This window comes from Streptomyces sp. RLA123 (genome assembly GCF_056270165.1).
In genome coordinates, this window is sequence record NZ_JBWDOR010000003.1 from 681,782 (window position 1) to 696,101 (window position 14,320).

Consider the following 14,320-nt stretch of genomic DNA (forward strand, 5'->3'; position numbering starts at 1 on the left):
CCCCTGCTCGCCCGGCACACGTCGGGCAGATCGGCCCCGACCTGCCGGTACAAGTGCGGCAATGGGTGTGCGACGTCGTGGCCGACGCGCTCCCACGGCGCACGATGCCGCGCACGGGAGCCGTGGTGACGCCGGCCGCGAGGCGGCCAAGGGTGCCGAGACCTGCGGCCCGATCATCCAGGACAAGCGGGTCCTGGTCGCCGTGCGGCATCCCGGGCGAGACGGACCGTGGTCGTGGCATGGCGCGAGGACCGGCACGGCACCGGCACACCTGACGGCCGGACCCCGGTGCCCGGCGCGTGAGCGCCGGTGCGGCCGGGACGGTGCCCGCGGAAGGTCGCGGGCACCGTCCCGGCCGGGTGCCGGTCGTCGGTGCGGGGTCAGCTGTTGGCGTTCAGGACGGGGTAGTAACCGCTCGAGTGGCCGGTGGCGGTGGGGTGGTAGGACTCCCAGCTCGGCGAGATGACGAGGGAGTGCAGGTAGTCGTCGCCCGAGCAGAGCTCGTGGTTGTTGAAGGTGCCGCGGACGTCGCCGAAGACGAAGCCGTGGGCGGCCGCTCGGGCGGCGATGACGCTGTCGAGGACGTCGGCGGCCTCGTCGATCTTCCGGTGCTTGGTGTCGGAGAGGCCGACGCAGAAGACGTTGAGGGTGTAGACGCGCGGGTAGCCCAGGACGACGACCTTCGCGTTGGGGGCCTTGGCGCGGATCGCGTCGTAGGTGGCGTCCAGACGGGCCGGGAGGGTGTTACGCGCGTAGTTCTCCGCCGTGGTGACCCGGTTGACGCAGGTGGTGTCGGAACCGGTCACGCAGGTGGTCATCACGTCCGAGAAGCCGGCGTCGTTGCCGCCGATGGTGATCGAGACCAGCCCGGTCGACGCGTTCAGCGGTCCGAGCTGACCGTTGGTCACATCCGTGGTCACCGCGCCGGAGCAGGAGGTGTCGGCGAACGAGGACGGGGCGTGGGCGTTCTTCCACAGATACGGGTACGCGCTGAAACTCCGGTGGCAACTACCGCTGGCGCTGTCGTAGTTGCCGGCGCCGTTGCCCGCGGAGTACGAGTCTCCGAGCGCGACGTAGGCAGGTCCGGCGGCGTATGCCGGACTCGACAGGAGCAGACCGAACACCACAGCCATGATCAAGGTGGCGAGGGCCGACAACGACTTCGTGGGTCTCACGGAACCTCCCTGAGCGGTGAACTGACTACCACTTAGTAGCGCCAGTTCCGGCACCTTGGGAAGTGTTCATGACAATAATTCTTCCCGCGTAGATCTTGCGTTCGCCGGACACGGAGCCGGCGTTGACCCTGCCGTCACGCTCCGGAGCGATGCCATCGCGGTGGCAGGCACGCGACAGCAATCGCAACAACGCTGCGCGACAGTGGGGTTGACGACCCTTCAGTTACCTGATGATGCGTCAGGAGCGCACGTGGTGTGCCGCACGGCAAGGCGGCGAGGAAGCCGCACACACGGAAGGCGCGCCGCTCACGCACCAGGGGCGTCGGCGGCATCCTGCACAGAGGGCACCTCGTGGTTCGCGAGCGGCGGCGGAACGGCGGCGGCGGAACGGCGGAGTGTGACTCCGTGGGCCATGGTGGGAAGACACGGCACACGGGCAACCGGTCGAGTGGCCCGGATCACAGAAGCTGTTTCGAACTTTCCGCCCGGCGGCAACGTCCTGCTGGTGTCCGTCGCCGCGGCCCGCACGGCGCCGGGCCACGTGCAGTCCGATCATCCGCATGCGAGACAGACCCGAAAGAACCGGTTGCCCCATGAACGCCCTGGTCCCCCCGTCGGTCGCCGAGCAGTCCGAGGCCGAGGCGCTGTTCCGGTTCGAGACCGGCGCCCCCGAGCCGATCCGCACCGCCCTGGGCATGAACGCGACGCGGATCGGCGGCGGAGTCGTGCTGTCGATGCGCAACGACCCCACCCGCTTCTGGAGCAAGGCCCTGGGATTCGGCGTCACCGGTCCCGTCACCGCCGGGCTGATCCGCGAGGTCTGCGACTTCTACCGGGCGGAGGGCACCCCGCAGGCCGTCCTCCAGATCGCCCCCGCCTTCCTGCCCGAGGACTGGGAGGCCATCTGCGAGCGCGAGGGCATCACCGCGGGCTCCTCCTGGGTGAAGCTCGTCGGCGCGACGGAGGACGTCGTCGCCCGCGCCGATGCCCTGGAGCAGGCCCCCGCCGGGATCACCGTGGCCCCGGTCGGGGCGGGCGACGCGGCCGAGTGGGGATCGGTGCTGGTGCGCGCCTTCGGCATGCCCGAGGAGCACTACGCCCAACTGTCCGCGTCGACGGCCGCCCAGCCGGGATGGCACGCCTTCGCCGCGTGGCTGGACGGGGAGATCGTCGGCACCGGCACGATGTACGCCGACGGCGACACGGCCCAGATGTTCGCCGGGGCGGTCCTCCCCCACGCGCGCAACCGAGGCGGGCAGACCGCCCTCCTGGCCGCCCGCGCCCGGACCGCGCGGGATCTCGGCTGCCGCTTCCTCGTGGCCGAGACCGGCACGGAGGCCCCCGGCACCCGCAACCCCTCCCTGCACAACATGCGCCGGCTCGGCCTCCAGGTCGCCTACGAACGCCCCAACTGGAACTGGCAGCCCTTGCCCGAAGCGGCCTGAGAGGGCGACCGGCCCCGCGCCTCCACAGGGGAGAGGCGCGCGGCCGGTCGCCGGGAGCTCAGCCGTGCCAGGCCGTCGTGAAGACCCAAACGCGATCGCCCGTCCGGCGGGCCACCGCAACGCCGTGAAGACGGGCCAGCGCCGCGACGGCGTCGAGGAACTCCTCGACGCCTCACGGCGCTGCGCCCCGGAACTACGCCCCGGCCTGTACTTATCGCTGCTGGAGTGGTTCCACCCGGACGGTGCCCGGATGGGCCACGCCCCGCGCCATCCGTACAGCCTCGGACACCGCGCTGTCCCCCAGGGCGCATCCCTCGTGATGCTTGGAGGTGAGCACGTGGTGCCGGGCCCCGGCGTCCCGGAACGGTGCCGCGAACGTCTCATCCGGGCCGGCGGGTGTTCCCCCGGCCCGCCCTCCCGAGGTAGGAAGGGGGGATGACCTTGCCCTTCAGCACGCTCACACATCTGGAGTGCGCGCGGTGCGGCCGCCGCCACGACGCCGACCGGGTGCAGAACCTCTGCGCCTGCGGCTCACCGCTGCTGGCCCGCTACGACCTGGAGCGGCTGCGCGCCTCGCTCACCCCCGCGGACCTCGCGGAGCGGCCGCCGTCGCTGTGGCGGTACCACGAGCTGCTGCCCGTCCGGGACCCGGGAAACGTCGTCACCCTGGGCGAGGGCATGACCCCGATGGTGCCACTGCCACGCTATGGCGCGGCCATCGGCGTCCCGGGGCTGGTGATGAAGGACGAGGGACTGATCCCCACGGGCAGCTTCAAGGCCCGCGGCGCTGCGGTCGGCGTGGCCAGGGCCCGCGAACTGGGAGCGCGCGGCGTCGCCATGCCCACCAACGGCAACGCCGGTGCGGCGTGGGCGACCTACGCCGCACGCGCCGGCCTCGACGCCCTGATCGCCATGCCCGTGGACGCCCCCGCCATCACCCGGGCCGAGTGCGCGGCCGCGGGCGCGGACCTGTATCTGGTGAACGGGCTGATCGGCGACGCGGGCCGGCTCGTCGCGGAGAAGATCAAGGCCGACCCGGACACCTGGATGGACGCGGCCACGCTCAAGGAGCCGTACCGCATCGAGGGCAAGAAGACGATGGGCCTGGAGATCGCCGAACAGCTCGGCTGGCGCGCGCCCGATGTCGTCGTCTACCCCACCGGCGGCGGCGTCGGCCTCATCGGCATCCACAAGGCCCTGCTCGAACTGCGCGAACTGGGCTGGCTCCAGGGCCCCCTCCCCCGCCTGGTCAGCGTCCAGTCCACCGGCTGCGCCCCCATCGTGCGCGCCTTCGAGAAGGGCGAACGGACCAGCGAGCCCTGGCAGGACGCGCGCACGGTGGCGTTCGGCATCACCGTCCCCAAGGCGCTGGGCGACTTCATGGTGCTGGACGCCCTCTACGAGACCAAGGGGCATGCCGTCGCCGTGACCGACGAGGAGCTGCTCGCCGACCGCGACGCGTGCGCCGCCGCGGACGGCGCCCTGCTCTGCCCCGAGGGAGCGGCGACCCTGTCGGCGGTGCGCGTCCTGCGCGAGCGGGGATGGCTGTCCGGCGAGGAGGAGGTCGTGGTGCTCAACACCGGCGCGGCGGCCAAGTACCCGGAGACGTTCCGCACCGACCCGCCGGTCCTGGAGCTCACCGACCGTATCCCGTAGGACGACCGGCGGGGCGGCCGCCCCGCCTCGGCCGTGAGGAGGTCGAGCGGTCCCCCTCCCGCATGCGCCGGGTCGCGCGGCTGGTCCCGGTGGGGCGACCCGCGCCGGGTCTACGGCCGGGGCAGCAGCCCCAGAGCGGTGTCGGCGATGGCGTGCAGGGACTCGGGGCTGCTGCCGCCCTTGCCGAGGGCCTCGATGCCGCGGACGACGGCGAGCAGGAGGGCCGCGAGGCGGGCGGGGTCGGCGCCGGGGTCGATGTCGCCCGCGCGCTGGGCGGCCGCGACGCAGGCGGTGAAGAGGTCCGCCAGGCCGGCGAAGGTGCGCCGGGCGATCGCCTGGACCTCCGCGTCGCGGCCGGAGAGCTCCGCCGTACCGTTCGCGAGCAGGCAGCCGCGCAGGGACGCGTCGGAGGCGGTGGCCGCGGCGATCTCCCGCACCTGGCCGCTCAGGCGATCCAGGGCGCCCTCGTCCGGGCCTTCGAGCCGGCCGCCCACCGCTTTGACGAGCCCGTCGCAGTAGTCCCGGAAGGCGCGCAGGAACAGCTGGTGCTTGTCGCCGAAGGCGCCGTAGAGGCTGCCCTTGCCGAGTCCGGTGTCGCGGAGGATGTCGTCCACGCTGGTCCCCGCGTAGCCGGTCGACCAGAACCGGTCCCTGACGGCGCGCAGTACCTGGTCCTCGTCGAAGCTTCGGGGGCGTGCCATGGCCCTACGGTACCCATTCTTGACTATTTCGTCCATAACGGGGTGCGTTCTGGACGCGATCGCGCAGAATCTGCCCTGCCCGGGACGTGTTCCCGGACGCGCCCCGCTCCGCACGGCCGGACGACCCACGGACCTCCCCCGGAGTGCTCCGGCCTCCCCAGGAAGGACCCGTCCAGGCCCCCATGGGAGGAAAGACCGCCCTGGTCACCAGTCCTCCAGCGGCATCGGGCGCGCGTCGCCCAGCGCCCCGCGACGACGGCGCGCGCGTCTACCTCACCGGCCGGCGCACGGACAAGCTGGAAAAGACCGCCGCGGAGACCGGCCCCGCCGCGGTCGCCGTACCGTGCGACGTGTCCCGGCCCGCCGATCCCGACCGCGTCATCGACGTCATCCGCGGCGACGGACGGCGCTGGACGCCGTGGTCGCCAACGCCGGCCTCGGCGTCGTGGGCGCATTGGCGGACGCCACACAGGAGGACTACGACCTGGTCCTCGGCGTCAACGTCGACGGCACCGTGCTGACCGTCCAGAAGGCACTGCCGCTGCCGGCCGAGGGCGCGTCGGTCGTCCTGCTCGGCTCGACGACCGGCGTGCAGGGCGTCGCGGGCATGGGCCTGTACGCCGCGTCCAAGGCGGCGATCCGCAGTCCGGGCCGCACCTGGGCGGCCGAACTGGCGCCGCGGGGCGTGCGGGGGTGAACGTCCTCGGCCCGGGCCCGACCGCGACCCCCGGCGTCGAGGCCTGGCCGAGCTCGACGGGATGACCAACGAGGCCTTCCGCCAGGTGCTCGCGGACCGGACACCGCTGAGGCGCGTCGGGCGGCCCGAGGAGGTCGCGGCGGTGGCCGCGTTCCTGGCCGGACCGGAGAGCTCGTTCGTCACCGGCTCCGAGCACTTCGTCGACGGCGGCCAGGTCCGGGTCCGACCGGCGGCGCGGCAGAGGCCGGCACCGGGCGCGCCGCCCGGTACCGGTCCGTCGCCGCGGGCTACGGCTTGCGGGCCAGCCCGGCAGAGATCAGGCACTCCCAGACCGTCAGTTCCCGCTCGGCCTGGCCGATCCGCGAGGCCTCGGCCGCCTCGGGCCGCCACAGGGACGCGGGAACGACCCCGGGCTCAAGGATCTCCAGCCCCTCGAGCAGGCCCTCGATCTCCTTGTCGGTGCGCCAACGGCCGCGCCCGAAGGTCTGCTGGAGGACCCGCTCGGCCTCCACCGTCTGCGGGTTGTTGCCCGACCGGAAGTGGCTGACGAAGAAGTAGCTCCCCGACGGCACCTGGTCGCGCCAGTAGGCGACGATCTCCGCGGGGTCCTCGTCGTCGTTCACATGGTGCAGGATCGCGCTGAAGATGACGGCCACCGGGCGGCTGAAGTCGATCAGTTCCAGGGTGTCCGCGTGCTCGCGGATCCCCTGGGGCCGGCGCACGTCCGCCTGGATCACCCGGGTGTCGTCGTTGTCCTCCAGCAGGGCCCTTCCATGGGCCAGCACGATCGGGTCACTGTCGACGTACACCACCCGGGAACCCGGCGCGTGCCGCTGCGCGACCTGGTGGACGTTGTCCGCCGTCGGCAGCCCGCTGCCCAGGTCGAGGAACTGCCGCACATCGGTGGTGGTCGCGATCTCCCGGACCGCGCGGACCAGCGCGGCGCGATTGGAGAAGGCGATCGCCACCGAACCCGGCATGTCCCGCTTGAAGACGTCACCGATCTCCCGGTCGACGGCGTAGTTGTCCTTGCCGCCGAGGAGGTAGTCGTACACGCGCGCGATGCTGGGTTTGGTCTGGTCGACCCAGGATTCCTGATCCGTCATGCCGGCCATCCTTCTCCACGCCGCCAATGCTCAACCACCCTTGTGCGCAAGGATAGTGCGCGGATCCGGCCGCGAATCGACCCTCAGCCGAGCCGGTCGATCAAGCCGGTCAGCAACCGGGCGGAGTTGCGCGGTGGTTCGGCGTCAGCGGCCAGCCGGTCCATGACCGTCAGGTAGTGCTCCACGTCCTCCTGCTTGTCCAGGTACAGGGCGCTGGTCAGCTGCTCCAGGTAGACGATGTCGGGCAGCGCGGGTTCGGAGAAGCGCAGGATGGTCACCGGCCCGCCCGCCGCGGCCAGCCCGCCGGCGTCGAACGGCGCGATCTGCAGCGTCACATGAGGCAGGGTGGCGGCTTCCATGAGGTACTCCAGCTGACCGCGCATCACCTCGACGCCGCCGAGCGGCCGGCGCAGACACGCCTCGTCCAGCACGACCCACAGGCGGGGCGCGCCCGTTCCGGCCAGCAGCTTCTGACGGGTCATCCGCAGGGCGACGCGGCGCCCGACCTCGCTCTCCGTCGCCCGGGGGTGGCCGAGCCGCGTGACCGCCCGTGCGTAGGCCTCGGTCTGCAGCAGCCCGGGCACGAACTGCACCTCGTACGTCCGGATGGTGTGCGCGGCCTCCTCGAGACCGATGTGGGTCTCGAACCAGCCCGGCAGGACATCGGCGTACTGGTGCCACCAGCCGGGGGTGTTGGCCCGGCGGGCGAGGCCGAGGAGCTCACCGCGTTCCCGCTCGTCCCCCACGCCGTACAGGGTGAGCAGATCCGCGACGTCGCGCTCCTTGAAACCCACCCGGCCCAGCTCCAGGCGGCTGATCTTCGCGTGGGAGGCGCGGATCGCGTCGCCGGCGGCCTCCCGGCTGATGCCCCGGCCCTCGCGCAGCCGGCGCAACTGCGTCCCGAGCACGATGCGCAGCACGGTCGGGCCGCCCTGGGGCGTGTCGGTCCAGGAGCGGGCCGCGGACTCGCCGCCCGGCCCAGCAGCGCTCATCTCGACTCCCCCGCACGACGTGTCGGACCCAGTGTCCCACTGCCGGGCCCGCGCCCGCAGTCCCACCGCGCAGAACGGCGGAACGTTCCGGTGGACGGCCGCCCCACCGGTCAGACCAGCCCCGCGCGGTAGACCAGCAGGGCGATCTGGACCCGGTTGTTCAAGTCGAGCTTGGTCAGGATGTGGGAGACGTGCGACTTGACCGTCGGCAGGCTCATGAAGCACGACGCGGCGATCTCCGCGTTGGTCATGCCCTGGGCGACGGCAAGGGCGACCTCCCGCTCACGATCCCCGAGCAGACGCAACAGCCCCTCCGCCCGGGCCCGTTCGGTGCCGTCCGTGGCGCTGCCGGGCGCACTGCCGGTGACGGCGTCGATGAGCTGCTTGACGGCGTCGGGTGACAGGACCGGCTCCCCCGCCCTCACCTTGCGCACCGCCGCGACGATCTGCGCCGGGGGCGTGTGCTTGAGCACATAGCCGGCGGCCCCTGCCCGCAGGGCGCCGAGGATGTAGCCGTCGGTGGTGAAGGTCGTGAGGATCAGCACCTCCGGAGCCTGCGGCAGCCGCCGCAGCGCGGCGGTGGCGGCGAGCCCGTCCATGCGCGGCATGCGGATGTCCATCAGGACGAGGTCGGGATGGTGGACCTCGACCAGTGGCAGGACGTCGGCACCGTCCTCGGCCTCGCCGACCACGTCGATGTCGTCCGCGGCGGACAGCATCAGGCGCAGGCCGGAGCGGACGAGGGGGTCGTCGTCGACGATGAGGAGGCGGGTCATCTTGTCCATGGCAGCCAGATGTCGAGTCGGAAGTCGGTCGCGCTCTGGCGGTGACTCATCCGTCCGCCGGCCAGGTGCACGCGTTCGTTCATGCCGATGAGGCCCTGCCCGGAGCCGGGCCCGCGCGTCGCGGGCTCCCGCTGCACGGGGTTGGCGACGCCGACGGTCAGCCCGGCGCGCCGGCCACCGGTCAGGGTGAGGCTGACGGGCGTGCGGGGGGCGTGCTTGCGGTGGTTGGTGAGGGCTTCCTGAAGGACACGGTAGGCGGTGCGGCTGGTGGCCGGGTCCATCGTGGCCGGATCCTCCAGTTCCTGGTGCATCTCCACGGTCGCACCGGTCCCGCGTGCCTCCTCGATCAGCCGCGGCAGGTCGCCCAGCGAGGGTTGCGGCGGTTCGGCGTACGGACTGACCGTCGGGGCGCGCAGGACCCGCAGCACGTCCTGGAGATCCTCCAGTGCCTGGCTCGCACTCTGCCGGATCACGCCCGCGGCTTCGGCGACACGCTCCGGCGCGGCGCCCGGATGGAACTCCAGAGCGCCCGCGTGCATGCTCAGCAGCGTCAGCCGGTGCGCCAGGACGTCGTGCATCTCCCGGGCGATCTCCTCGCGGGCCTGCTGCCTGGCCCGGTCGGCGCGCAGCCCTGCCTCCCGTTCCGCGCGCGCTTCCCGCTCCCGCACACCGCCGACCCACAGGCCCCAGCCCACGGTGCCCCCGACGAACGCCGCCCCCGCCACCGCCGTGGCCGCGGTCAGGGGCGTCAGGACGACCGTCACGAACGGCCGCGCCAGTACCGGCAGCAGCGCGAAGGCGGTGACCCCCGCGGTGACCCGGCCCGGACGGCCGGCGGCGACGGTGAACAGCGCCACCAGCAGCGGGACATCGGTCGGCCACGCGGTGGCCAGGACGACGAGTGCCACAGCCAGGGCCGCCGGAAAGCGCCTGCGCCAGTACAGCGCCACGCACGCCAGCAACGGCACGGCCATGCCCCCGGCGTCCACCCCCCAGGCGGGAGGCAGGAGCCACGACAGCGCCGCGCGCGCCGACAACTGGGGATACACCGACAGACCCGTCGCGTCGGCCCGCACCACGAGCACGGTCAGCGCCGCGGCCGCGGCCGCCACGAGCCCGTCCACGAGACGCGGCCGCTCGCGCCACATCTGCCGAAGGTCGATCACGTCGCCACCGTAAGGGTGCCTCGCCTGCCCGCCAACTCCTGACGGGACGCGCGGGGAATTCCTGTACCAAAGGATGAAGAGCGCCCCGAACAGGTGGTTCTTTCGGCCGCGACACGATCTCCCCAGGGCTGAATTCTCCGGCCCCGCATTTCCGTAACGTGAAGGCCATGAACCTCGAGAAACTCTCCAAGCACCTTTCCCGGACCGAGATCGCGGCCATGGTGGCCCTGCTCCTGGGAGCCGTCGTCACGGTCTACGCGGCCACGCACATCGTCGAGCGGATCTGGGCCCACGCGACCTTGACCCTGATCCAGGTGCCCGGCCTCGGCGCGGCCGTCGTGCTCGCGGCCGGCGTGGTCCTGCTGCTGGCTGCAGGGGCCCTCCTGCGCCGAAGGGGCCGGCGCGCACCCGCGGGCCTGGGCTCGTGACGCTGCGGACCGGACGCGGACTGCGCACAGCCCTCGCGCTGGTCACCGCGGCCGTCGCGGCGTCGGCCGCGGCGTGCGGAACGCTCCACGGCGTGACCTCGCCGCGCGACGCGCGGGAGCACGCCGAAGCGGCCAGGACCCAGGCCCCGCGACCGGCGGTCGACTGCGGCACCGACAAGTGCGTCGCGCTGACCTTCGACGGCGGTCCCAGCAGACCGACTCCCGAGCTGCTCGACATCCTGAAGGAAAAGCACGTCCACGCCACCTTCTTCGTCCAGGGGAAGGGCCACACGGACACCTATCCCGAAACGGTGCTGCGCATGGCCCGTGAGGGCCACGAGATCGGCAACCACACCTGGTCGCACAAGAACCTCACCACGCTGGACGAGAAGGGGATCACCGACGAACTCGTCCCCGTGCAGCAGGAGGTGCGGGCGATCACCGGACACACCCCCACACTGATGCGTCCCCCGCAGGGACGTACCGACGACGCGGTGTCCGCCGTCATGAAACGGCTCGGTCTGGCGCAGGTGCTGTGGAGTGTCACCGCGAAGGACTACGCCACCACGGACACCAAGACGATCATCCGCCGCGTCCTGGAGCAGACCCACCGCGACGGGGTCATCCTCCTCCACGAGCGGTACGAGGGAACGGTCCCTGCCGTGCCCACCATCATCGACACCCTCCGCGAGCGGGGATACACCCTGGTCACCTTCTCCCAGCTCCTCGCCCCGGCCGTCCCGCGGCCCGGAGTCGTCTACCGCCCCTGAGTCGTGCGCCCGCGGATGCCGGTGTGCCGTTCGCGGCGACACCCCGGCATCCGGGGGCGCCGACCTGCTCGTCAGGTCCGGTCGCCGACGAGCCGCCGCAGTCGTTCCTCGCTCGCGCTGCCGGGGTCGGCGGTGAAGACGGTCAGTATCTGCGACTGGTCGAGGTCGGCCAGGCTCTCCCCGCGCAGCCGGAGGGTGCCGACGTCGGGGTGGTTGATCGTCTTGGGCGCGCAGTACGGCCCGAGCACCGGCCGTTCGCGCCACAGCGCGGCGAACTCGGGGCTGGCGTCGAGCAGCGCGTCCACCAGTGCGGAGACGCGGGGGTCGCCGGCGCCACCGGTGTGGGCCGCCAGGAGCTGGGCGGTGAGGGTCCGGCTGTGCCGGGGGTGGTCCTCGGCGGGGAGTGCCAGCCGTGTCCCCGGGTCGGTGAACCAGCGGTACGCCAGGGAGCGCGCGTGGCCCGTGTACCGGGTCTGGTCGCCGACGAGCAGCCGCGCCGGCCGGTTCTGCGCGAGGGTCTCGCCGAGGTGGTTGACGATCTGCGCGGGCGTGTCCCCCAGGCGGTCCAGGATCCGCTGGATGCCGGGATTGACGCGGTCCGCCTCCGGCTCGCGGCGTGGCGGGGCGTACCCGGCGAGGCGGAACAGGTGGTCGCGTTCGTCCGGGGAGAGCCGTAGCCCTTCGGCGATCCCCCCGAGGATCCGTTCGGACGGGCGGGCCCCCCGCTGCTGCTCGATCCGGCTGTAGTAGTCGGTCGACACATGGCTGAGGACGGCGACCTCCTCGCGGCGCAGCCCCTCGGCACGCCGCCGCCGGGTGCGGGGAAGCCCCACGTCCTCGGGCTGGAGGGCATCACGACGGCTGCGCAGGAACCGGGCCAGCTCACCTCGTCGCACTGACTGCCCTCCCTTGGTCACGGCGTCACGTCGTCGCGGCGTCACCGCGCCGGTGGAGGGCGTCGCTCGCGCCCTCCCGTGACCCCTGCAACCCGTGGCGGGCGCGACGCTATTCCGGGGCCGCAGGGATTTCCCGTCGTTCCGGGATGACGCGCCTGACGGGCGGGGTTGTACCGAGTGGGACAGCCCACATCACCGGGCGAAGGAGCGGACATGACCGTGCAGGACACCGACCGGGCCGAGCGGACGGAATCGACGGTATCGACGGAACCCGCCGACCCGGCGGCGTTCGCCGAGGAGTGGGAACGGTGGCACCGTGCCCATGAGGACACGCTCGCCGGACCGCACGGCTTCCTGGCCATCACCAGCCTGCGCTGGCTCGGCCCTGAACCCGAGCGCTTCGACGACGCCCCCGGAGCCTGGTCGGCCGTCGGCGACCGCGTGGTGGTCGACCTCGCCGAGGGCGAGGAGCTGACCGTCGACGGCACTGCGGTGCACGGGCGGCACGACTTCGGGGTCATCCGTGAGCGGGACAGCGTGTACGCGGGCCACGGTGACGCGGTGATCGAGGTCGCCAAGCGCGGCGGGCACAACATCGTGCGCCCCCGCCACCCCGGCAACGCCCTGCGCACCGCCTTCGCCGGCACCCCCGCCTACGCCCCCGACCTGCGCTGGGCCAGCGAGGCCCGCTTCGTGCCGTTCGACACCCCGCGCGCCGTGACCGTGGGCGCCACCGTCGAGGGTCTGGAGCACGTCTACGACTCCCCCGGCCAGGTGGAATTCGAGCTGGACGGAACGACGTACCGGCTCACCGTGTTCAACGGCGTCCGGCCCGGCAGCCTGATGGCACTCTTCACGGACGCCACCTCCGGCGTGACCACCTACGCAGCCAACCGCTCGCTCCAGATCGACGCACCCGGCCCGGACGGCCGCGTCCGCCTCGATTTCAACCGCGCGGCCAACCTGCCCTGCGCCTATACCGATCTCGCCACCTGCCCCCTTCCGCCCGCCGGGAACAGGCTCCCGGTGGCGGTCGAGGCAGGCGAGAAGATCCCCTTCGAACGCGGCGGACGGGGCTGACGCGCGGGAAATCGCTGGACGCGCCGCGGCCCGGTCGGCGACCATCCCCGGGTGACGGACGAAGCCGGTGACCGGGAACCGCTGACGCGGAGCGCGCCGCGCGTCGGCTTTGTGGAGCTGTCCGGCGCGGCGATGTCCGCGCTGCTCGACGGAGACCTGTCCGCAGCCAGCACGGTGGCGGGCGTTTGCCTGACCGAGTACTTCCTGACCGCCCGCGCACGGTGGCTGTGGCGGTACCGGCTCGGCCAGATGGCCGTCGATCCCGGCCGTGCGCGGTGGATGGTGCGGCAGGCGCTCGTGGCGGACGAGGGCCTGGTCGTCGGGCACGCCGGTTTCCACGGTCCGCCCGACGAGAACGGCATGGTCGAGATCGGGTACTCCGTCGCTCCCCGCTTCCGCCGCCGGGGATACGCCCGCGCCGCCCTGTCCGAGTTGCTGCGCCGGGCGGCGGCGGAACCCTCGGTCACGACCGTGCGGGCCTCGATCGCCCCGGACAACAAGGCGTCCCTGGCCACGATCGCGGGCTTCGGCTTCGCCGAGGTCGGCGAGCAGTGGGACGACGAGGACGGCCGCGAACTCGTCTTCGAGGTCCCGGCCCGCCCGGCCGACGTGACCGGCGCGACCGGAGCACCGGCGGCCGCGCGATGATGACGGCGTCCGACGTCCTGTCCGTGCTCGCCGTGCTGCGGCGGGCGGACGCGGACGTCTGGATCGGCGGTGGCTGGGGCGTCGACGCCCTGGTCGGCGAGCAGACGCGTCCGCACCGCGATCTGGACCTGATGCACCGTGCGGAGCAGGAGCCGGCCGTCGTCACGGCGCTGGCGGGCGCGGGGTTCGCGGAGACCCTGGACCGGCGGCCGGTGCGGTTCGTCGTGACGGACCCGCGCGGGCACGAGCTCGATCTCCACCCCCTGTCGTTCGCGGCGGACGGCTCCGCCGTGCAGTCCTCCCCGGACCCGGACCGCCCTTTCCGCTATCCCGCCTCGAGCTTCACCACCGGCACGATCGAGGGAACGGTGGTCCGCTGTCTCTCCGCCGCGCAGCAGGTCCACTTCCACCAGGGCTACGAGCCGGCCGACCACGACCGCCACGACATGGCCCAGCTCCGGCGCGCGTTCGGCATCGCGACCCACTTCTGACTCCCCCTCGTCCGGGGTCGGCAGCGCAGGCCGCGAGCCCGCCGGCGCGTCAACAGTGTCAAACGGTGTGATGGAGATTCCGTGTGCGCCTGGCGCTTCTCTGCTCCGTGAAGCGCCCCCAGGGCCACCAATACCCTCCCGAACGAGATGAAATCCCTGCTCCCGCAGTCCTCTCACACCCTGGACCGGCGCTACCGGGGCTCAACACCGCCTGCTACGTTCCCCATGGCTCGACAGCGAGGTGGGACGCGGTCCACGCCGACGACGTCACCGGGACGGCCCGC

Annotated in this window: 15 protein-coding genes and 1 pseudogene; 9 read left to right on the forward strand and 7 right to left on the reverse strand. The window is 72.6% G+C overall.

Annotation, left to right across the window (positions count from 1 at the left end; genetic code table 11):
• Window positions 1-380: 380 nt before the first annotated feature.
• Complete coding sequence (locus tag RV983_RS03010; RefSeq protein ID WP_475984188.1) at window positions 381-1,175, reverse strand: SGNH/GDSL hydrolase family protein; 795 nt, start codon at window positions 1,173-1,175, stop codon at window positions 381-383.
• Window positions 1,176-1,768: 593 nt separating this feature from the next.
• Between RV983_RS03010 and RV983_RS03015 the strand changes: the two genes are divergently transcribed.
• Together RV983_RS03015 and RV983_RS03020 are read left to right on the forward strand one after the other, a co-directional pair.
• The gene (locus RV983_RS03015) at window positions 1,769-2,620 is read left to right on the forward strand and encodes a GNAT family N-acetyltransferase (protein WP_475984189.1); all 852 of its coding nucleotides are present in this window, start codon (window positions 1,769-1,771) and stop codon (window positions 2,618-2,620) included.
• A gap of 435 nt (window positions 2,621-3,055) precedes the next feature.
• Window positions 3,056-4,276, forward strand: coding sequence for a threonine synthase (locus tag RV983_RS03020; protein WP_475984190.1), 1,221 nt, complete (start codon window positions 3,056-3,058; stop codon window positions 4,274-4,276).
• Between the two features lie 110 nt (window positions 4,277-4,386).
• Here RV983_RS03020 and RV983_RS03025 read toward each other — a convergent pair whose 3' ends face one another.
• Complete coding sequence (locus tag RV983_RS03025; RefSeq protein ID WP_475984191.1) at window positions 4,387-4,977, reverse strand: TetR/AcrR family transcriptional regulator; 591 nt, start codon at window positions 4,975-4,977, stop codon at window positions 4,387-4,389.
• Between the two features lie 418 nt (window positions 4,978-5,395).
• Between RV983_RS03025 and RV983_RS03030 the strand changes: the two genes are divergently transcribed.
• Both RV983_RS03030 and RV983_RS03035 read left to right on the forward strand, forming a co-directional pair.
• Window positions 5,396-5,674 carry an SDR family oxidoreductase gene (locus RV983_RS03030; protein ID WP_475984192.1) on the forward strand — a complete coding sequence of 93 codons (279 nt, stop codon included), beginning with the start codon at window positions 5,396-5,398 and terminating at the stop codon, window positions 5,672-5,674.
• A 61-nt stretch (window positions 5,675-5,735) separates the two neighbouring features.
• A pseudogene (locus RV983_RS03035) lies at window positions 5,736-5,873 on the forward strand (SDR family oxidoreductase); the annotation flags it as partial.
• Window positions 5,874-5,961: 88 nt separating this feature from the next.
• Here the strand turns inward: RV983_RS03035 and RV983_RS03040 are convergent.
• The 4 genes from RV983_RS03040 to RV983_RS03055 form a co-directional block, all read right to left on the reverse strand.
• Window positions 5,962-6,789, reverse strand: a complete 828-nt coding sequence (locus tag RV983_RS03040) for an SAM-dependent methyltransferase (protein ID WP_475984193.1) — start codon at window positions 6,787-6,789, stop codon at window positions 5,962-5,964.
• Between the two features lie 74 nt (window positions 6,790-6,863).
• Window positions 6,864-7,772 (reverse strand): helix-turn-helix domain-containing protein, encoded by a 909-nt coding sequence (locus tag RV983_RS03045; RefSeq protein ID WP_475984194.1) that lies wholly within the window; start codon window positions 7,770-7,772, stop codon window positions 6,864-6,866.
• A gap of 110 nt (window positions 7,773-7,882) precedes the next feature.
• Window positions 7,883-8,557 carry a response regulator transcription factor gene (locus tag RV983_RS03050; RefSeq protein WP_475984195.1) on the reverse strand — a complete coding sequence of 225 codons (675 nt, stop codon included), beginning with the start codon at window positions 8,555-8,557 and terminating at the stop codon, window positions 7,883-7,885.
• The gene (locus RV983_RS03055) at window positions 8,545-9,723 is read right to left on the reverse strand and encodes a sensor histidine kinase (protein ID WP_475984196.1); all 1,179 of its coding nucleotides are present in this window, start codon (window positions 9,721-9,723) and stop codon (window positions 8,545-8,547) included. Before RV983_RS03055 ends, RV983_RS03050 begins: the two co-directional genes overlap by 13 nt.
• 167 nt (window positions 9,724-9,890) lie before the next feature.
• Here RV983_RS03055 and RV983_RS03060 point away from each other — a divergent pair, with 167 nt between their 5' ends.
• Both RV983_RS03060 and RV983_RS03065 read left to right on the forward strand, forming a co-directional pair.
• Window positions 9,891-10,151 carry a hypothetical protein gene (locus RV983_RS03060; protein ID WP_475984197.1) on the forward strand — a complete coding sequence of 87 codons (261 nt, stop codon included), beginning with the start codon at window positions 9,891-9,893 and terminating at the stop codon, window positions 10,149-10,151.
• On the forward strand, window positions 10,148-10,921 hold the full coding sequence (locus RV983_RS03065) for a polysaccharide deacetylase family protein (RefSeq protein ID WP_475984198.1): 774 nt from the start codon (window positions 10,148-10,150) through the stop codon (window positions 10,919-10,921). Before RV983_RS03060 ends, RV983_RS03065 begins: the two co-directional genes overlap by 4 nt.
• Window positions 10,922-10,992: 71 nt before the next feature.
• On the opposite strand, the gene RV983_RS03070 is transcribed toward RV983_RS03065, so the two are convergent.
• Window positions 10,993-11,817: a helix-turn-helix transcriptional regulator gene (locus RV983_RS03070; protein ID WP_475984199.1), complete on the reverse strand. Its 825-nt coding sequence runs from the start codon at window positions 11,815-11,817 to the stop codon at window positions 10,993-10,995.
• A 213-nt stretch (window positions 11,818-12,030) separates the two neighbouring features.
• Here RV983_RS03070 and RV983_RS03075 point away from each other — a divergent pair, with 213 nt between their 5' ends.
• From RV983_RS03075 to RV983_RS03085, 3 genes are read left to right on the forward strand one after another with little or no spacing between them, the layout of a single operon-like run.
• Window positions 12,031-12,897 carry a DUF1684 domain-containing protein gene (locus RV983_RS03075; RefSeq protein WP_475984200.1) on the forward strand — a complete coding sequence of 289 codons (867 nt, stop codon included), beginning with the start codon at window positions 12,031-12,033 and terminating at the stop codon, window positions 12,895-12,897.
• A gap of 51 nt (window positions 12,898-12,948) precedes the next feature.
• Window positions 12,949-13,545, forward strand: coding sequence for a GNAT family N-acetyltransferase (locus tag RV983_RS03080; RefSeq protein WP_475984201.1), 597 nt, complete (start codon window positions 12,949-12,951; stop codon window positions 13,543-13,545).
• Entirely contained in the window at window positions 13,542-14,036 is a 495-nt protein-coding gene (locus RV983_RS03085) for a nucleotidyltransferase domain-containing protein (RefSeq protein WP_475984202.1), read from the forward strand. The genes RV983_RS03080 and RV983_RS03085 overlap by 4 nt, the downstream gene beginning before the upstream one ends.
• Window positions 14,037-14,320: the final 284 nt, after the last annotated feature.